Origin of the sequence: Solibacillus faecavium (genome assembly GCF_014836905.1) — a bacterium.
Lineage (GTDB): Bacteria > Bacillota > Bacilli > Bacillales_A > Planococcaceae > Solibacillus > Solibacillus faecavium.
In genome coordinates this window covers 173938-193709 of the sequence record NZ_JACSPZ010000006.1, presented here as the reverse complement: position 1 = coordinate 193709, position 19772 = coordinate 173938, and the positions used below count along the sequence as shown (strand labels likewise).

Annotated in this window: 17 protein-coding genes; 1 reads left to right on the top strand and 16 read right to left on the bottom strand. The window is 33.1% G+C overall.

Annotated elements, in window-relative coordinates; genetic code table 11:
• Window positions 1-16: 16 nt before the first annotated feature.
• The 16 genes from galU to H9635_RS13520 all read right to left on the bottom strand — a co-directional run bounded on the left by galU (window position 17) and on the right by H9635_RS13520 (window position 17714).
• Window positions 17-910 (bottom strand): UTP--glucose-1-phosphate uridylyltransferase GalU, encoded by an 894-nt coding sequence (gene galU, locus H9635_RS13595; protein ID WP_191700847.1) that lies wholly within the window; start codon window positions 908-910, stop codon window positions 17-19.
• Between the two features lie 46 nt (window positions 911-956).
• Window positions 957-2069: a glycosyltransferase family 4 protein gene (locus H9635_RS13590; protein WP_191700846.1), complete on the bottom strand. Its 1113-nt coding sequence runs from the start codon at window positions 2067-2069 to the stop codon at window positions 957-959.
• On the bottom strand, window positions 2066-3136 hold the full coding sequence (locus tag H9635_RS13585) for a glycosyltransferase (RefSeq protein ID WP_191700845.1): 1071 nt from the start codon (window positions 3134-3136) through the stop codon (window positions 2066-2068). Before H9635_RS13585 ends, H9635_RS13590 begins: the two co-directional genes overlap by 4 nt.
• A 10-nt stretch (window positions 3137-3146) precedes the next feature.
• Window positions 3147-4052 carry a glycosyltransferase family 2 protein gene (locus H9635_RS13580; protein WP_191700844.1) on the bottom strand — a complete coding sequence of 302 codons (906 nt, stop codon included), beginning with the start codon at window positions 4050-4052 and terminating at the stop codon, window positions 3147-3149.
• A 1-nt stretch (window position 4053) separates the two neighbouring features.
• Window positions 4054-4962 carry a glycosyltransferase family 2 protein gene (locus H9635_RS13575; RefSeq protein ID WP_191700843.1) on the bottom strand — a complete coding sequence of 303 codons (909 nt, stop codon included), beginning with the start codon at window positions 4960-4962 and terminating at the stop codon, window positions 4054-4056.
• Window positions 4963-4994: 32 nt separating this feature from the next.
• Entirely contained in the window at window positions 4995-6092 is a 1098-nt protein-coding gene (locus H9635_RS13570; RefSeq protein WP_191700842.1) for an O-antigen ligase family protein, read from the bottom strand.
• A gap of 167 nt (window positions 6093-6259) precedes the next feature.
• Window positions 6260-7150 (bottom strand): SP_1767 family glycosyltransferase, encoded by an 891-nt coding sequence (locus H9635_RS13565; RefSeq protein ID WP_191700841.1) that lies wholly within the window; start codon window positions 7148-7150, stop codon window positions 6260-6262.
• Window positions 7151-7244: 94 nt separating this feature from the next.
• The gene (locus H9635_RS13560) at window positions 7245-8159 is read right to left on the bottom strand and encodes a Wzz/FepE/Etk N-terminal domain-containing protein (RefSeq protein WP_191700840.1); all 915 of its coding nucleotides are present in this window, start codon (window positions 8157-8159) and stop codon (window positions 7245-7247) included.
• The gene (locus tag H9635_RS13555; RefSeq protein ID WP_191700839.1) at window positions 8143-9696 is read right to left on the bottom strand and encodes an O-antigen ligase family protein; all 1554 of its coding nucleotides are present in this window, start codon (window positions 9694-9696) and stop codon (window positions 8143-8145) included. The genes H9635_RS13560 and H9635_RS13555 overlap by 17 nt, the downstream gene beginning before the upstream one ends.
• A gap of 18 nt (window positions 9697-9714) precedes the next feature.
• Window positions 9715-10209: a tetratricopeptide repeat protein gene (locus H9635_RS13550; protein WP_191700838.1), complete on the bottom strand. Its 495-nt coding sequence runs from the start codon at window positions 10207-10209 to the stop codon at window positions 9715-9717.
• 354 nt (window positions 10210-10563) lie between these two features.
• Window positions 10564-13194 carry an S-layer homology domain-containing protein gene (locus H9635_RS13545; RefSeq protein WP_191700837.1) on the bottom strand — a complete coding sequence of 877 codons (2631 nt, stop codon included), beginning with the start codon at window positions 13192-13194 and terminating at the stop codon, window positions 10564-10566.
• 692 nt (window positions 13195-13886) lie between these two features.
• A complete protein-coding gene (locus tag H9635_RS13540; protein ID WP_191700836.1) occupies window positions 13887-14609 on the bottom strand; it encodes a WecB/TagA/CpsF family glycosyltransferase in 723 nt (240 codons plus the stop codon).
• A gap of 78 nt (window positions 14610-14687) precedes the next feature.
• On the bottom strand, window positions 14688-15956 hold the full coding sequence (locus H9635_RS13535; RefSeq protein ID WP_191700835.1) for a nucleotide sugar dehydrogenase: 1269 nt from the start codon (window positions 15954-15956) through the stop codon (window positions 14688-14690).
• A 737-nt stretch (window positions 15957-16693) separates the two neighbouring features.
• Window positions 16694-16840, bottom strand: coding sequence for a hypothetical protein (locus tag H9635_RS13530; protein WP_191700834.1), 147 nt, complete (start codon window positions 16838-16840; stop codon window positions 16694-16696).
• Between the two features lie 81 nt (window positions 16841-16921).
• Window positions 16922-17068 carry a hypothetical protein gene (locus H9635_RS13525; protein WP_191700833.1) on the bottom strand — a complete coding sequence of 49 codons (147 nt, stop codon included), beginning with the start codon at window positions 17066-17068 and terminating at the stop codon, window positions 16922-16924.
• A gap of 166 nt (window positions 17069-17234) precedes the next feature.
• Complete coding sequence (locus H9635_RS13520; RefSeq protein WP_191700832.1) at window positions 17235-17714, bottom strand: IDEAL domain-containing protein; 480 nt, start codon at window positions 17712-17714, stop codon at window positions 17235-17237.
• A 433-nt stretch (window positions 17715-18147) separates the two neighbouring features.
• Between H9635_RS13520 and H9635_RS13515 the strand changes: the two genes are divergently transcribed.
• Window positions 18148-19722 (top strand): SWIM zinc finger family protein, encoded by a 1575-nt coding sequence (locus tag H9635_RS13515; RefSeq protein WP_191700831.1) that lies wholly within the window; start codon window positions 18148-18150, stop codon window positions 19720-19722.
• Window positions 19723-19772 lie beyond the last annotated feature (50 nt).

Here is a 19772-nt window from a genome sequence, read left to right as displayed (position 1 = left end):
AAAAATAACAAACCAACTATTCAAAAGTTGGTTTATTGTTTTTTAATTGTTCAGCTTTAACAATAATTAATTGCTTTACTTGTTCTGATAAATCTTCTCTCTGTAAAGCAAAATCAATTGTAGTCTCTATAAATCCCAATTGTTCCCCAACATCATAGCGACGACCTTCAAATTCATAAGCAAAAACACGCTGTATGGTATTTAAAGATTCAATAGCATCTGTTAATTGAATCTCACCACCTTTTCCTTTTTTCTTTTCATCTAAAAAACTAAAAATTTCTGGTGTTAAAATATATCTTCCAATAATAGCATAATTAGATGGTGCTTCTTCTAAACACGGCTTTTCCACAAATTGAGTAACTTGCATTAATCGACTATCTGTACTAACTGGATCAATGACACCATAGCGATGTACATCCTCATCTGGTACATTTTGTACACCGATAATACTTGAAAAAGTAAGCTCATATTGATTTATTAATTGCTTCAAACATGGCTTATCGCTCTTTACTAAATCATCACCTAGTAAGACTGCAAAAGGCTCATTTCCAATAAATTTTCTTGCACACCAAATAGCATGTCCCAAACCTAAAGGTTCTTTTTGTCGAATGTAATGAATTTCTACATTAGCGGAAGCCTGAACTTTTTCAAGCATTTCTAGCTTACCTTTTTCTATTAAGTTTGTTTCTAATTCTAAAGCATTATCAAAATGATCTTCAATCGCTCTTTTACCTTTACCTGTTACTATAATGATATCCTCAATACCTGAAGCTATTGCTTCCTCTACTATGTATTGAATTGTAGGTTTATCTACAATTGGTAACATTTCCTTTGGCATAGCTTTTGTGGCAGGTAAAAATCGTGTACCTAAACCTGCTGCTGGAATAATAGCTTTCCGTATTTTTTTCATATTTTCCTCCTATTTTCATCATTTCAAGAATATAATTCTCTATATTTTATTTTGAATTTAATTGTTTTGAATATATTTCAATATATTCTTTTAATACCGATTCTTTTATAAAAGGTTGTATTAACTCTTGACCTAAAAAACCCATTTTTGCTCTTAAATTAGCATCTGCTAAAGATGAGAACGCATTTACCAACTGGGAATCGTCATTCAAATCTACTATAAAGCCATTTTTGTTAGATTTTACCAAGTCTCTTAATCCACGTGTATTGCTAACTACACAGGGCTTTCCATTAACCATAGCTTCCATAATACTTTTAGGAAGCCCTTCCCTTTTTGATAATAATGTTACGATATCAGTTATTTTTAATAACTCATTTACATCTCTTCTATAACCCAAAAAATGTATATCTTTTAATTTCTCTTCTAGTACAATTTTTTTTAGCTCTTTATTTTTTTCTCCTGTACCTATAATAAGAAGTTCATATAGTGGATTAATCTTTTTTATAACCTCCCAATTTTTTAATAAAAATTGATGATTCTTATTATCATTCAATTCAGCTATGTAGGAAATTATAATTGCATCAGGCTTTATATTCATACTTCTTAGCAATTCCAATCTTTTTTCAGAACTTATACTTCCATTCGAGCCCTCTACTCCTACTCCATGCACTAAAGAGACCTTTTCAATTGGTAATAATTTCTTGGCGTTTATATAATCTTCTTTATTAATTGTTATTAAATGATCTGTCCATTTTGCTGCGAATTTTTCGATCGGATAATATATCAACCAGTTTTTTAGGGGTGCCCCTTTAAAAAAATGAAATCCGTGAGCTGTGTAAATCAACTTACCAAAACCCGAATCTTTAAAGGCTAATCGTGTTATCACTGCCGCAACAGGTGTATGAACATGTATTAAATCAAAATGTTGTTCTTGAAAGGTTTTTTTTAAAAGATTATACGCACTTATGTTGCTTATATTAATTGGGTTCCTTGAAAATGGAATATCAATACACTTTATATTATTTGACTCTAAAATTTCTTTATCGTCTCCATTACCTACCGCCCATACTTCGTATCCCTTTTCTTGAAAGTAGTTCATATATGGAACATGAAAGGAGGTTAAATGTCTATATACGGAAGCAACAAATAATACTTTCATTTAATAATAACCTCGTATAATTCTAAATATTTTTCAGCAGTAGTGCTGATGGAAAAAGTCGAAATACTTCGTTTTTTTATTTTTTTATTTAGATTTTGGGTAATAAGCTGGCTTAACTCCTTTTCATCATAAGGTGTGAAGGTATTACCACCAACTTTAGCAACTACATCCCGTAATCCTTCTACATCAGTAGCAATTATAGGTAAACCGGCAGCAGCTGCCTCTACAACGACTAGCCCAAAGCCTTCCCATTTTGATGAAAGAACAAAAACTGTAGCAGCTTTCATCAAGGAGGGCACATCTGTTCTCGCGCCCAAAAATAAAATATTGTTTCTACCAAATTCCTTAGCATATCTCTTTACTTCTTCCATACGTTCACCCTCACCTACAAAAACAACTCTACATTCTTTAGGTAATAACTTACTTGCACGAATTAGCGTTTCAGGATCTTTTTGTTCTCTCATACCAGCAACCATTAAAATAATTTTTTCTTCATCTTTAATCTCTGCAGAAATTTCATTGTAGGCTAATGGTTCAGCATTACTATAAATTTTCTCATTAATACCGTTTTCAATGACGACTGTATTGCTAGCTAGATTAGGTAAATAATTAATTAATTGAGTTCTAGTATCCTTTGTTATGGCTACAATTTTGCTATATTGCATGTACATCCATTTATCTAATAAATAAAATATTTTATTATTTCTCCGTTTATTATGTGTACTATGTTCTGTAGTTAATAACTGTATTTTTTTATTAATAAGTTGACAAGCAAGGGGCGTAAATAGTTGCGGAGCATATAAATGAGTATGTATACAATTATACTCCTTAGTTTTTATAATATTTTTCAGAAAAAAAATATTTCTGATATTATAAACTTTAGAAGTATCACCGTAATAAACAGGAATATCTAAAATGTCTAATTCTTTGCCGAAAAAATTATTATTTTTTGTTAGTACAGCGACCTCACATTTAATATTTTGTGACAACATTTCTTTAATTAAATCTACTAACATTTTTTCTGCTCCACCACTGCCTAAATTAGGAATTACATGTAAGATTCGCATAACTCTTCTCCTAACCCGTACTTTTTCTATACATAAAAAGCAACTTTTTTATTGTAACTTTAGGGAAAATTAACATCAATAGAAAAATTGCCTGCTTTTTTGAATATTTCATCACCCTTGTAATATATTTGTAAGCACTTTTCTTATCGCCATCCAATAAAGCATAGATGATGGCACCTTTATATTTAGTAATTAAAAATGGATAGTTTCCAATTTCCAACAAATCCCCTTCAAATTTATCTAATATCTCCATTTGATATTCCTTGAATAAGTTAGCTCTTTTGACTTGATAATCAAAATTAGTCAATCTATCTTCAGAGTCATCCATAAGTTGTACCACTTCTTGATTAAATATTGGATACCCATTCTTTAATGCTACTTCAAACCATAATAGTAATTCTCCGCCAATTCTTGTTGAAGGAAATTTGTAATTAAATTCATTAAATAACTTTTTATTAATTACATGTGTAACATCTCCAGAAATAACCCCTTTCGTAAGGTTTTCGAAGGTGTTTACTCTAAAATAATCTTGATAATTTAATCTAGCATTAGATCTTAGAAAATTCACCACTGGGTACTGATCGATATTTTCAATACTTTGTAACGATTGATTTATAATAGTAAATGCATCTTTATGAAAAATATCATCATCATCCATAATTATTACATAATTATGCTTCGCTACTTCAATACCTTTGTTACGGTTTTCTCCTGGACCTGAATTATTTTCCCTATAAACATAATTTACATTTGGAAAATTTGTAATTATATAATCTTGATAACTTGGCTTAGAAAAATCATCCACTACAATTACTTCATATTTTTTGTAACTTTGATCAAATATAGATTTCAAACATCGCATTAGTTCATACTTCCTGTTATAGGTAGTAATAACGATACTGAAAGGTAATTCCATACTATACATACCTCCTAAATTGAATTAGTTTTTTTAAGAGAATAGTGGAACTAAATATAGGAGATCTCATTAAAATAAAAATATGTTTGTTGATTTTTGCTATATTCTTTTCACGATAAGATACTATCAACATGTCTAGCCTATATCCACCTAAATGATATCGATAATACATATACGCTTTTAAATTACCTATAATAGGAATCTGTTTATTAAATATTTTTTTTAGTGCAGCTTTTCTATTTTTGGAATATCCTTTAGATAGAGAGCCAACTCTTACCATCATTTCTACTAACGGCTCTGGATAGTACCCCCATTTCTTTTTCTCAGAAAGTAACCTAAGCCATAAATCATAATCTTCTGCCTCACCTTTTAAACTAACATCATAACAATCAACATCTATTAGTATATCTTTTTTCACTACCATCAATGCAAATGCTGTAGCTTCCTTTAAAAGTGAGCTATACTGTTTTTCAACCGGGGGGTGTGTATAACCCTCTGGAAAAGCTGCGTTCGATTTAATTCTTCTTCTATATTCATCTACTATATAAAAATTAGAAATTGCTATATCATAATCATTTTCCTCTAAAAAAGCTATCATTTTTTCTAATCTAGTGTTTGACCAAGTATCATCAGCATCTAAAGTAGCTACATAAGATCCTTGAGCAACTGAAATGCCTGTATTTCTAGCTTGTGAAACTCCTTGATTTTCTTGATAGATATAATTAACATCTTTATTTTTTATATATTTTTTTAAGACAGCCCTTGTATCATCTGTCGAACCGTCATCTATTATTATTATTTCTTTATTTTGATAAGTTTGTTCTAAAGCACTTAATAAAGCTAACTCTATATATTGAGCACAATTATAAGTTGGAATAATTATACTTACTTTAGGTAATATAGTTTTCAATTTCATTACTCCTTTTATAATTTCACCTTAATTTATTTTAGTTGTATCTCTTTGGCAAAAAAAGAATAACATATTGTTAATGGTATAATATATAATATCCATTCCGACATTTCTGTACTATACGGATGGAATAAACCATTTAAAATAAAATAAGTCAGTATTAATATTGAGCAGCATACTACTACATTTTCTTTTAAATTTATATTCTTTTGAAGTTTGTTTAATATTCTAGGAACAAGAGCAAACCAACCAAAATAAACAAGAAAAATTCCAGCTAAACCAAATAAGCCAAAATCACCCCATACTTGCAAATATGTATTATGGACCACCATCCCTGCTGAATCTTCTATATTACCAACCGTGGTAAATGCACCTGAACCTATAAAAGGATTTTCAAGAATTTTATTCATTGCTTCTAAATACATTGAATAACGGGCTGGGTCTATTTTCTTTAATGCTTCATCCACTGAAGAAGATTGTAAAATATTCATGATATTATTACCAATTCTTGATTCTTTTAAGATTGGTATAGCAAAAATCACACTAGCAGATAGTGCTATAATAAAAATAGTTGGCAACATCACAAATTTAATTTTGTTCTTATAATTCAAGATTGCATAGAAAAAAATTATAATAGGTAAAGTTAGAAGTACCGTTAGCATCCCTGTTCTTGAGCCATCCATAAAAATAATATACATACTCAGAATCAACATAAGCATGGGAAAGATTTTGTCCTTCTTATGCAATAAAAGTACAGACATCACATTAATATAAAAGCCTAATACACCTATTTTTACTAAAGAACCGGGATACGCTAATATAGTACCCCACCGACCATCTGCAGTCATTAATGTAGCAAGTACTGTTCCACCTATAGTACCTATAATCAAAAATATCACATTTATTAACACAGACAAATTTATAATTTTAACTACACTTTCCCATTTAAAATTACTATAGTACAGAAAGAAATATAGAGTACTAAATATAAGTAATAATTTTACACATTGAATAACAGTTTCTATATTTAATCCTGTAAATAAGCTACTCACTACCCCTAAGAAAAATATAAATAAACCCAGCCATAATAAAGGAGATTTAACTATTCCTTTTTTATAAATAGAAAACATAAACAATGGAAAAATTAATACTAACCAAGCTATCCAATGTATATACGGCGAAATAGTCACCTTTAAGTCGGCAAATATCACTAACAAGATAAATAAGGATATACTAAAATTCTTAATAATAATCAACTACTTCCTATATTAAGACTAAACTAAAACGAATAAAACCATTATTTAATTATGCAAATAATTTCATTTGTATAATTTTCATTCGCTATATATTTTGGCTTTATATCCCCTTCTCCACTGACCTCATTAATATTTTTCCCCTCTATTTCAATTTTATATTTAGCACTTTTTCTAAACCACTCATACTCAATGTCTATGTGGCCTATGTCTAAAGCTTGGTACCCTTTTTTTGATAAGTCAGCAGCTAATAGTGTTGCAGTAGGACCTAAAGCCATTAATATCAATGTATTACTAGATACCTCTTCCAATATACTTTCTAAAATTTCATTATATTTTATAAATGCATTTTTAGATGGACAAACTATTCGTCTAATACTCTTAATATTATCAAATAAATCATTACCTACACCAAAAAATGTACTATCTCCTTCTACAATAATTACATCTCTTTTTTCCCAAAGCTTCTTTATATTTTCAAATCTTTCTTTAGCCAAATTTTTAACTTTATAATCCATATAAGGTCTAGTTAGGCTAGCATTAGCATACACTTTTTTTTGGCTCAACAAATTATTAAGAATATCAAACCTCTTTACTATAAAACATGCCCAAAACATTTTTGTTTTTAAATCATATTCACTATCTTCAACAAAGATTTTTGGAACTCCTATTAATAACTTCGAATCATTATTTTCTATTAATACTTCTTTTAATCTTTGAATTAAAAAATCAGAACTTTCTTGAAAGCCGATTTCACTCTTATTAATAATTAATCCTAACTCGCCATCTCCAAATCTAGCTAAAGATAATTTTTCTTTTGTAATTCTATCTATGACTTCTTGGTCTTCTAATATACTAATTCCTAAATATTTATTATTGACTTTTCTATGTATATAACAAATATACTTATATAGTTTATATAGCGTATTTTTCATATATTCTCCTCGACATATTACTTTATACTATGAATAAAGTAATTGTACTTCTGTACAATTACTTTATTCATCAAATTTCACTTTATATTTCACTTTATATCCTACTGCTATTTTTCCAATACGCATTGAAGAAAGCAACCGCTAATCCAAGCAATATACCTACAACAAGTCCTACAACCAAAATAAAAAATTTACTTGGAGAAGTAGAAGCCTCGTTTAATGTTGGTTCAGTGATAACACGAATAAATGGATCCGGTTTAAAACTATCTAATCCTGTTTTTACAGATTGATACTTGGCTAAAACGTTTTGATATTCTTTAGATTTACTATCGATTTGAGCTTTTAATTGTAACAATTCATTTTGTAAAGTTCCCGAAATACCTGATAAAGCTGCTGTTTGCTCTTGTGTTAAATTTAATACAAACTGTGAAGATGTTATAGTTTGTAAAATAAGCACCTCTGGTAATTTATTCGAAATTATCACGTTATTATATTTTTTCATTAATTGCTCTATCTCGTTTGATAAAGAGTTAGTTTCATTTAAATAAGTTTGCTCTAATTGATTTAAAGTTTCTTTAACAGATTTATTCATTTGATTTTTCGTCTCATCCATTAAAAATTCTAAATGTAGTTGGGCTTCTTCTGGTGAGGGAGCTTTATAATGTAGTTCAATTAAATTTGTTTCTGGTAAGTTTGTAAAACTAAAATTACCTTTAATAAACTCAGTATACCCTTGGTTTTTGAATCCCTCTTTCATAATAGAAGTATCTTGAATTCTTTGTGTATAAATTGTAGGTGTAAATTCTGTTGCTATATAATTTGACATTATTCCTGTATCTTGCACACCACTAGCTATTTGAACTATGGCACTTGATTCAAATTCTTCATTCATTACAAACCAAGTAAAAATTCCTGTAATTAATAAGGTGATTATCGTACAAGCTGCAATAATCCACTTTCCCTTAAGTATAATATTAATAATCTGTTTTAATTCAATAGTTTCTTCCATTCTCTAAAGACTCCCTCTCGCCATTAAATATAATACTCAATAATACGCCTATTAGTATCCAGACTACCCCAGAGGTACTTGGTAACGAATCATTAAACATAGACTGTATAAAATAAGCTAAACTAGTCAGAGATAGTATAAAAGTTGAACTTAAATTTCTAATTGAACTCTTTATGGTATGTAACGCCACTACAGCTAATATAATTAGCACTACTATTAAACCAAAAGCCCCGTAACTATATAATAATCCAATGTATAAATTGTGGGTTTTGTCTACAATTGTATTCTCAGTTACCATTCCGGCTCTTGCATCAATATTATAATGTGGGAAGTTATATATTAATGAATCCCCACCATAACCAAGAATTGCTCTCTTTTGTACTAAATCTAATGTTTTATCCCATATGTAAAGCCGACCTGTCCCTGGGCTAAATGCAGATTCCGGTAAGGAAGGTAATTCAAAATTCAAATCACTAGCATGTACTTTATTTAAATCTCCGAATGATATTTCCTCTGCCTTGTATGGATTTTTATCAATAAAAAAACCAAAAGATTCAGTCCAAATCTTAAAATCTTTAGTAGCAAAAATATTAAATAGTGGTATTGTAACAACCGTAAATATTATCAAAGCAAGTGTAAATAACCTTTTTTTCTCTATACGAATAAAAAAGATTAAAATAAATGGAATAGCTATTAAAACCGTTAAGAATCCACTTGTGGACATAGCTAAGAACATGGTTGAAATGGAAACACTAGCAGTAATTGAACCAATAATCGCTTCATGCATTTTGGTAGATGAAACCGCCCAAGCCAAATACATCACCGTCATTATGGCAAACATACCACTCATATAGTTCCACTGGTTAAGTGTACCTACCAAAACAGAGCCTTCTGAAATATTGGCGCCTTCAGGTGAAAATAATGAAACGAAAGTTTGCATCCAAGCATTATTAACCAACAAATCTTTACCATAAAAATTCATCATAATGATGTAAAAGTTAATAAATACAAACGGCATCATCGTATACATAATATAAGAAACCACTCTTTTAGGGTATGCAATATTCATCGCTATGAACATTAAAGCCACATAACATAACCAGCTAATAGCCCCATCAGAACGATTATATTGACCATTTAATGCAACTGAAATATTTGGAGAGGCAATTGTAGAAACTACAATTGCCACTACGAATAAGCCAAGTACATAATTTAAATATGTTTTGCGGATCTTCCCTTCCATAAATAACACTTTAATCAAAAGCATAGCACCTGTAATAACCGTTATTATTAGCACGAATAATGCTTTATAATGTGTAAACAAATCCCCTTTTGTCCCTGATGATAGTACATCTATATTCGACACTAAAGGACTAATTACTTCTTCTACATTTGCCATAACTATTAATGGCATAAAACCGATTAAAAATAATAGTAAGCGAAGAATCCATTTATCTATCGTGGCACGGGACAGAATATTTTCTTCTTCGTCACTAAACTTTTCGGATTTATGAAGTTCTTCATAAAATGAAGTCATTTTAAGTTACCTTCCTTATTACATATTTTCAATTTGATTTAACAATTCTGTAACACGGTCCTGATAGTTAGGATAAGATTCAGGTACCCAACCCCACTCACGGCATTTTTCTAGAACGATTTTAGAATCTTCAAATCGATCGGCAAAAAATAGCACTTCACCAAATTGAAGCATAAACATTGGATCCTCTACTTTATGAGGATTAATATCCAATGTCTTTTGAAGTAAAATAGCAGATTGGTTATAATTTGCATTATTCGCGTTAATTAACCCTCCCAAATAATTGACGGTTTCAGAATTTGGCTGACGTAATAGTAAATCATTAATTAACTCTCCTGCTGCAGGATAGTTCCCATCATTGTATAGTTGACTTGCTTGTTGATAAAGCGTATCGTCTACTAAAAACTCTTTATCCTGTTTGCTTGCCAGAACTTTTGCAGTAATAAAACCAACGATAATAAAAGCAACAAACCCTATTAATATGTATTTTCTTGTCGACTCTCGAAATCGCATTGCTCACAATCCTTTATGCATTGACTTTTAAATAACATTGTTAATTATACACTAAATTCTATTAAATTTCCTTAAATTTTACTATTAAATAAATACAAATACTAGAGTAGATTAATGCTCTGGTCATTACGAACCTATAAATATCTTACTTATCATTAAGTTAACTGCAATTTCATCTAAATACCTAATGATCCTATCAACTGCTACCAAATTGCCTACGACTTTAAATTACTCTGTCCCCCACATAATCTTCTCATTCAAATTCCATCATAAATATTGTCCGCATATATCAAACGTAAAAAACCAAGAAATGACATTAGCCATTTCTTGGTTTAATTAATCATTAATTACTTATTACTGAATATCAAATGTACCATCTGCTTGGTAAACAAATGTGTAAACCCCACCAGCATAAGAAACTTTAATTGTTTGACCTACAGCTAAACCACCAACAATTGTTGCATGAATTACAGTATTGTTGTTTGGCTCAGTTTGTTTTTGAGCTACTGTTGCAGCACCAGGTCCGAAGTATACTGTAACATCGTTAACATTAACTGCTGAAGTAAATGTTAATGTTACAGTATCAGCTGTTGTACCTGCTGCAGCCGATGTAGTAACTACATAGTTAGGAGCACCAGATGTAAATGTTGCTGTTGCTGAAACTTGATTTAAGTTAAACCCAACTTCATAAGAAGGAGTTGAACTATTTGTTTGTGGTACCCACACCGTTTGTCCATTGATTACAACAGGTACTAGTGTATAACCAGGTGCTGTAGTAGACCCTGGGATAACTGGGTTAGTTGGTGTTGCAATTACATTTAATGATGTCGCTCCAGCAGCATCCGTTCTGATTGAAACCGAACGTGCACCAGCTGCTAAAGTTTGTTTAACTGTAGCATTTCCACCTGCCGCTACTGTCGCAATTACATTGTTATTTGCATCATATACAGTAACAGGTTGTGCACCAGTATTTGTTAATTGGAAAGCAACATCAATGCTTGCTCCAGTATAAGAACGAGCTTTTCCATTTTGGTCAACTAATGCATAAGTAAATACTGCATCTTCATTTTTACCGAATGAAGTCTGTGCTTTGCCTGCAGTATTAGTTAATTGAATTGCACTTTGGTAATCATTGTTGCGGATATTTGTAAAGTAAGCAATTTCACTTGTAGCTTGTAAGTCATTTTTAGAGAATCCTGCTACGCCATCATTATCAATATATACAGTAGGAGTTGCGTATGAATCCACTACAGAGTTCGCAACTGTAAAGCGAGCTTTACCATCTTTATCAGTTACTACAGTGAATGTTGCAGAATCTGCACTTGTTGCTTGTTCAATAGACTTATTACCGTTAACTGTTTTAATAAAACGTAATGTTTGTAAATTATTAGAACTAGTGTTATCGAATCGAACTGTTACAACTGTATTTGCTGCTGGCTTACCGTTACCATCAGTTAAAGTCGCAACATAGTCACGTCCACCAGTTTCATTTGAAGATAAGAAGTTAGCAGCAACTTGTTTACCTTCTGCCGCTAAAGTTAAGCCTAATACTTGAGTTGCTTGGAAAGTAACTGAAGATGCTTTTGCTTGTAATTTAGTTGCAGAATATCTGAAGTTAGTAGTTGCTTCATATACTACCGGAGTAACTGTTGCATTGCTACCTGTAACAACAATGTTAGCATTACCATTAACATCTAATACTGCTACACCTACTGCACTACCACCAGTAGTATAGCTGTATGGGAATGGAGCGCTACCAGTAGTAGCTGTATCACCAGAAGTTACATATTGAGTAGGAATTCCTTCAAATTTAGCAGTTGTAACTGCTTTATCAGGAGTTACATTTTGGTTTTCAGCAAATGTAACTGCTACACGTGCACCTGGTGTACCAGTAATTTTATATACTTTCTTAGTGCCGTTAGCTAAAGTTGAACCTTCTGTTACATCAGTAATTTTTAATGAAGTTCCCCAGTAAACTACTGTATTTGCTTTTAAAGTTGGCTTAATAGTTGGGTATGCTGTTACATCATCCATTAAAGACTTCGAAGTACTGTATTTATGCTCACGTGTATAAGTATAAGTAGCAATACCTTCTGCATTAGTTTTTACTTCTTCTTTAAGTTGAGGTACTAATAAAGTGTCTGTTCCTTCAGCATCAACTGTAAATGTTACTGGAATACCTTCTGCAGATTCACCTTCAGCAACAGTTACTTTTGCAGTAACTGTAACTTTTTCACCAAATGCAGATTGAATATTTTTTTCAGTTAGTTCAATTTTAGTCGGTACTACTTCAGAAACACCTTGCTCAGCGCCTGAGAACTCAGCGTTGATTGTTTTGTGTAAGAAAGTAGCAAATTGACCACGAGTAGTGTCACCTTTAGGATTAAAGTTAGCTACTGTTGGGTTTGTAATATCATAGTAATCTAACACAGAGATTGCAGAGCGAGCTTCAGCTTTAGCTTGAGCTAAATCTTTTACATCGCCATTGAAATCTTGAGTAGCAACGAATTCTTCTAAGCTAATGTCATGTAAAGTGTTAGCCATACGTACTAATACGATTGCCATGTTTTCACGAGTGATTGGGTCACCAGCTTTAAGGCTACCATTAGATCCTACGAATACACCAGATTCTTTAACTACAGAAGCGTATTTTAATAACTCTTCATTTGTAGTAGTTTTTAAGTCATTGAATGCTGGGCTAGTTTTATAGTTAGCTGCAGCTTCATAACCTTGAGTTTCTAAGTACTTACCTAATAATTTAACAACGTCAGAACGAGTTAAAGTTTTATTAGGCTTGAAAGTGCCATCTGGGTAACCTGAGATTACTCCAGCATCAACTAAAGCGTTGATTGCAGTTTCGTGTGTGTTACCTGAAATGTCCGATAATGATGCAGCAGATGCAACTGGTACGATTGCAGATGCTACTAATGTAGCTGTCGCAGCTGTTGCTACGAATTTTTTGTATTTCTTTGGTTGGTTAGCCATTGAAAAATTTCCTCCTCATAAGTGAAAATAATAATTTTAGTTACCCACACGAAAAATGTGCAGAAAAACTAACTACACATAAATTCTAGTAGTATACATTTACTATGTCAATCTTTTTTTACCAATAAACCCACAAATCACCTGTTTATATAAGGTAGAAGATATAAAACAGCAAATATATTCAGATAACTTAAAATTTCTTTAATTATGACACACATATACTCACAAAGACAACATTTTCTTTCACAATTAATCAATAAACTTATTTTAATATAGTTATTTTATTTGTAAATTTTAGGTTTTCATAACTTAATAAGGTATGAAAATGGTTATATAATACAGCAATACCAAGGTTTTAATTAGAATTGTTACGTTACAAATATTACTAAAATATTACTTTTATAATATAACGATTATTTATGTGAACATATTTTTTACTACCTAGCTAGTATATTAATCCTGCAAATTTATAGAACCAATTCGATAAATTTCGACAAAAATAAAAAAAGAAAAAGGCTTTAGCATCTAAATGCTAAAGCCTTTTTCTCGGGCTACCAACCGTTTTTTCCTTGCAGGGAAAAGTATAAATTTAACTATATATTGTAGAGGAAATCTTACTACTGAATTTAGTGTAACACTTAGATTACAATTACACAATCAAATATTACAAAGATTACATTATTTTTTTTCCATTACTTGTTTCTTTTAGAATTCCGTGCCACTTCTAATAAGAATAAAGGAAGCGCTACTTGACGTTTAATGCGATGTGGTTCTTTCATTAAACGATAAAACCACTCCATACCCACTTTTTGGAACGCTTCTGGTGCACGCTTCACATTTCCTGCGAGTACATCAAACGACCCACCTACTCCTTGATAAATTGTTGGGTGAAGTTGGTCTCTATTTGCATTAATCCAGTTTTCCTGCTTCGGTGATCCCATTGCAACAAATAATAAATCAGGCTTTGCTTCATTAATTTTATCTAGTACCTTTTGATTATCCTTTTCATAACCATCCTGTGTACCTGCAATCTGAATAGTCGGATAAAGCTCTTTTAACTTCTCCGCTGCTTTGTCAGCAACACCCGGCTTTCCGCCGTATAAAAAGATTGGCTTTTCTCGTTCAGCCGCTTCCTCACATAGACGGAGCATCATATCTACACCTGTAACACGTGATGTAATTTGACCCTTTTGAATTTTTGAAGCCAAAATAACCCCGATGCCATCTGGAATTTGAAACTCTGCATTATTGAGAAGTGCTTTTAATGCTGGGTCCTCTTTTGCTTTAATAATTTTTTCCGGATTAATGGCCACTATTAGTGATTTTTGCTCTTTTTCTATCTGTTCGAATACGATTGGCAACAAATCATCATAGCTTTCGGTATTCACTTGTATGCCGAGTACGGTTTCTTTCATTTCACTCTTCCTTTCTCAATATTACTTCTATAAATACAGCAGGCAGTACGCTTTATACGCACTGCCGAATTTACTTTATTAGTTCTTCGCATCTCCAAGTAAGTGGAACTGGAAGCCTGCTTTTTCCCATACTTCGCGGTTTAAGCAGTTTTTCGTATCAAATACGATTTTGCTTTTTGCGTTTAACGTTGCAGGATCAAGCTCACGGAATTCTTTATGATCTGTTAGGAACACTAAAATATCCGACTGCTCTAATGCTTCTTGCATGCTTTGTGTTTGTGTCTCATGCTTGTTTTGCTTAATATGCGGGTCATGTGACACAACTGTTAAACCAAGCTTTTGCAATTCATCAATAACAATTGTTGATGGACTTTCACGCATATCATCTACATTCCCTTTAAATGCTAAACCGAAAGCGCCCACTGTTGCACCAGCAATACCATTTTTATTTAAAATAGCTTGTGTCTTTTGCGCTGTAAAGCTTGGCATAGAGTCATTTGTATTACGGGATAAATGAATAATTTGGGCTTGTTCGCCGCCTAGCTCTACTAAGAACCATGGATCTACTGCGATACAGTGCCCACCTACACCTGGCCCTGGGAAATGAACGTTTACACGTGGATGGTAGTTCGCGAATTTAATCGCTTCCCAAATATTAACGTCTAATTTCTCTGCCATTTTCGCTAATTCATTGGCAAACGCAATATTTACATCACGGTATGTGTTCTCCATAACTTTTACTAATTCTGCTGTCGTCGCATCTGTTAAATGGATCTCACCTTTTACAAATGTTTCGTAAAGCTCTTTTGTAAGCTCGGCTGATTTTTGAGAAATCCCGCCAACAATACGGTCGTTGTTAACTAACTCTTCAAAAATACGGCCTGGAATAACGCGCTCTGGAGAATGGGATACATATAGCTCTGTCCCAATTTCAAGACCGGATTTAACTAATTCCGGCAGCATTACATTTTCAACAGTTTTTGGAGGTACTGTTGATTCTAATATTACTAAATCGCCTTTTTTCACGAAAGGTACGATTGAAGCCGTTGCCTGACGAACATATTCTAAATTCGCTGTATTGTCCGGATTAATCGGTGACGGTACCGCGACAATATACACATCTGAAGTTACCGGTGTTGTAGATGCAGTTAAAAAGCCTTCATCTACTGCCTTATTCAGGCGCTCTTGTAAGCCGTTCTCCTCGATATGTAATTGTTTTTCCTGAATACTTTTCACAGCTGCTGGATTCACATCAACACCGTGTACCTTTACGCCGTGATTTGCAAACATTACCGCCGTTGGTAAGCCGATATATCCTAACCCAACGACACAGATTGATTTTGTCATGATCGTTTCTCCCTTTCACTTTCAAAAAAGCTATATCTCATTGTTTGATTATTGTTTAATTTGTTCCGCGCATTTCGCCCGCATTCAATTTTGTACGGTTTTTATAACTCGCTATATATATGTAACGAAATTATTAATCGAATGGTTGCAGTTTAATGCTTAGAAAAATAGTCCTGCCTTACAGTATACAACTTTCTATTCGCTGTGTGAAATAATTTTTATTTTTGGTTGCATTGAATAAGAAGAGAATTTTGATAAGCATTTGTATGTATTTTCTTATAAACTTCCCTTTATATGGGGGTATTATACTTATTAGAGGTGACTGGTGGGAAACGTGGTAGATCAACAATTTTATCGATCACAATTTTATTCGCCGCTTTGGAACCGATATTCGACTCTTTCCAATTGATATTAGTCACTCTGCAACACATAATGTCCACTTCCCCCTTGATATTCGTCAATTGAAAATATTTTAGACACTTTTATGATTTAATCGCCACCCTCATCAGCATATCCACCACCTCCTCGCCGTTACACCCATCCAGTTACTTTGTGTAGTATAAATTTTATCGATCACAATTTTATTCGCCGCTCTTTTCATTTTTATTCGCCACTCTGGAACCGATAATCGACTCTTCCCATCTGATATTAATCACTCTGCAACACATAATATCCACTTCATCCTTGATATTCGTCAATCGAAAATATTTTAGACACTTTTATAATTTAATCGTCACTTACATTAGCATATTCGCCACTCCCTCGCCGTTACACCCATCAAGTGTACTGAAAATTTTATCGATCACAATTTTATTCGCCACTCTTTTCGTTTTAATCGCCACTTTGGAACCGATAATCGACACTTCCCATCTGATATTAGTCACTCTGCAGCTAATAATGTCCACTTCCCCCTTGATATTCGTCAATCGAAAATATTTTAGACACTTTTATAATTTAATCGTCACTTACATCAGCATATTCGCCACTCCCTCGCCGTTACACCCATCAAGTGTACTGAAAATTTTACCGATCACAATTTTATTCGCCGCTCTTTTCGTTTTATTAGCCACTCTGAAACCGATATTCGACTCTCCCCATCTGATATTAGTCACTCAGCAGCTAATAATGTCCACTTCCCCCTTGATATTCGTCAATCGAAAATATTTTAGATAATTTTGCTTTTTAATCGCCACTCCCTACAACTCCTCTCGCACTCCAAAAGAAAAAAACCCCATTAGCTACAATAAGCTAACAGGGTTTAATATTGATGTTGGTCGATCACGATGCGTAGCCTCCAGTTAATTTTGCTTTCTCTGCCATTAGGTCATGGAATAATGCTTTGTTGCGTGATTCTAGGGCATCATCGATTAAGCGTGATAAATTGTTTTCTTCCAGGTTACGTACAATATTTTCTACATCTTCATTAAATTGATATTGTTTTTCGCTTTCCGCGGGTCTTACTTGATTAGAAACTTCCTCGATAAGAGGCATTAAATATTCATGTACATTTGATACGAGTAAAAGCTGATATAGTGGAAGGCGTACAAATCGATTGCCGCGTTGGAAAACAAAGACTTCCGATAAATTTTCTACTTGCATTGAATTTAAATCAATAATCATTTCTTTGCCCTCAATCGGAATGAAGTGGAAAATTTCATCTTCTTTTGTGATTGAAAAATATTGATAAGCAAAGACTAAACGCAATTTCGTGCCCGTCATTTTTGTATAAAATGGTTTCATAAATTGAACTTGAATCATGGGAATTCCTCCTTTATTATAATATTCACGCAATTTATTCGAGTCCTAAGACCTAATTTCAATTATCATATGGATTGTTTCACCGAAAAGTTCCTGTTGCTTTCCTCATTTCTTATAGTTTCCCCATACTTTCTTTTTTTCAAACTTCCTAAACCTACCATTTATTAAAAAAATTCCGTTCTATTCAAATTACCGCTTTGTAGCAATTCGTATTATAATGGAAGGAACGACTTTTTTAACTTCTTAAAGCAAAATCCTTTCTAGGCATAACGCTCCTGCCCAGAAAGTGGCAAGATGGCTGTGATTTTTAGTCTTATTTTAATGGAAGTTAAAGCCTCCAACATTCGAAGTTAGGATTTTTTGTGCTAGCGTACAGCCAAATCCGGTCAAATAACACCGAGGCGTAATTGATAATTAGGAGGGGAAACCCGTTTTGAGTTTAACGTTTTCTGAAATTGCTCATGCTCATAAAGATTTTATTCAACATACACTACAAACTTTTGAAGATCAGCTTCACCCTTCAGCCGATGAAGATGCAGAATTGGTGACTCGCGCTATGTTTTCCATACGCAATCAGGCAATCAAGCCGCCCCATTATTCTACATTTACTCAAATCCTCGTATGCCAAATACAGGATGTGAATACTGCTGAAGTGACAATTAATTTCCCCCATAAGGAAATTAGCTGTAGTTGCCCTAAAAAGGAGCTGTGCAGGCATCAGCTCGCAACTATTTTAAAGCTATCGCAATACTTTATTTCCTTACAGCAATGGCTTACCAATTGGCGTTCTAAAAAATCAATTCCTTTGCATTCACTGGCAGCAACACGAAGCCCGGAAAACTGGCAAAGGATGGCCGACGAAATACTGAATTATGCGGTAAAAGGTCCCCAGCCGATTGAGCCGTATGCAATGTCTGCACTAAGCGAAAGTATTCGTTCTAAAATTCAGCGTCATCGTCCGTATGAGCAGGAATGGCAAGAGCTATACCAATTGTTTATGGACGTTGCCATTTTGAAGCATTTTCTTTTGCATGCGGTTAAAACAAAAACAGATATGGAACATCATTATTTTCAATTCTTTTTGGAAAATACATTAAGCCGCATTCAACGTTCGATTGATGTATTAAGTAAAACGACACGCTTATTTGCTACAGAACCGTTTTATGATGCCTTGCAACAAAGTGTACGAGACATTCTCTTTATTGAAAAGGGAGCAAAATCATTCCGCCTGGCACTGTATTTGCAATTTTGGACGAAACTCTTTGATGAAAAGAAACGCATTACAAACGAATTAACACTTTTGGAACAAAGCTCTGATATCGAAACGGATTTGGATTTAGATGTAGTATTGGCGATTTTCTATATTTTATTAGGTTCTACATCACCTTTGGAGCGTGTAACGGAAATATTGGATGAAGATAATGTAGAAAGCTTTATAGAAGTCGCACAATACGCTCTTCATAAAGGACATGTCGATGAAGCAGCGATTATATTGAAAAAGGCGCTTCCTTTATTACAGACGTTTGTACAGGACAATTTGCTCCCAATTCGTCGTCAGAAATTTACACGTAAGCTAGATAAATTATATGGGCAAATTTCGTTAACTGAAGAAGAAGAGCTGGCATTATACGCTTCTTTTGGACGATATGGCATTGAGTCGTTTTCCAATTATTTATTGCGCCACAATCGCTTGGATGAATGGGTCGCTCTGCATCAGCTTTATAAGTCCTCCATTCCTTATTTGGAGCAATGTGGCTTAAAGGATGTTGTTACGCAATCTCCCGAAACTGCGCTTCCTCTTTATCATTACTATGCGATGGAGGAAATTCAGCAAAAGTCACGTCAAAACTATAAACAAGCCGTACGAATTTGGCGTGCCATGAAAAACGCTTCCAAAAAAGCCGGAAAGCTCGACTATTTCACATCATATATCGAGGCCGTACAGCAACAATTCAAGCGTTTGCGTGCGCTACAAGAAGAAATGAACAAAAGCAACTTACTCGGATAAGTTATGTATTTTGCTAATAGGAGGTGACATTGCGTTTTTAGCGCAAATAC

Coding starts and splice junctions, on each gene's coding strand:
- H9635_RS13585 (WP_191700845.1), bottom strand. CDS start 3,136: ATGCGAATCTTACATGTAATTCCTAATTTAGGCAGTGGTGGAGCAGAA.
- H9635_RS13520 (WP_191700832.1), bottom strand. CDS start 17,714: ATGATTCAAGTTCAATTTATGAAACCATTTTATACAAAAATGACGGGC.
- H9635_RS13555 (WP_191700839.1), bottom strand. CDS start 9,696: ATGACTTCATTTTATGAAGAACTTCATAAATCCGAAAAGTTTAGTGAC.
- H9635_RS13580 (WP_191700844.1), bottom strand. CDS start 4,052: ATGGAATTACCTTTCAGTATCGTTATTACTACCTATAACAGGAAGTAT.
- H9635_RS13540 (WP_191700836.1), bottom strand. CDS start 14,609: ATGAAAGAAACCGTACTCGGCATACAAGTGAATACCGAAAGCTATGAT.
- H9635_RS13590 (WP_191700846.1), bottom strand. CDS start 2,069: ATGAAAGTATTATTTGTTGCTTCCGTATATAGACATTTAACCTCCTTT.
- H9635_RS13570 (WP_191700842.1), bottom strand. CDS start 6,092: ATGTTTTCTATTTATAAAAAAGGAATAGTTAAATCTCCTTTATTATGG.
- H9635_RS13550 (WP_191700838.1), bottom strand. CDS start 10,209: ATGCGATTTCGAGAGTCGACAAGAAAATACATATTAATAGGGTTTGTT.
- H9635_RS13545 (WP_191700837.1), bottom strand. CDS start 13,194: ATGGCTAACCAACCAAAGAAATACAAAAAATTCGTAGCAACAGCTGCG.
- H9635_RS13535 (WP_191700835.1), bottom strand. CDS start 15,956: ATGACAAAATCAATCTGTGTCGTTGGGTTAGGATATATCGGCTTACCA.
- galU (WP_191700847.1), bottom strand. CDS start 910: ATGAAAAAAATACGGAAAGCTATTATTCCAGCAGCAGGTTTAGGTACA.
- H9635_RS13560 (WP_191700840.1), bottom strand. CDS start 8,159: ATGGAAGAAACTATTGAATTAAAACAGATTATTAATATTATACTTAAG.
- H9635_RS13565 (WP_191700841.1), bottom strand. CDS start 7,150: ATGAAAAATACGCTATATAAACTATATAAGTATATTTGTTATATACAT.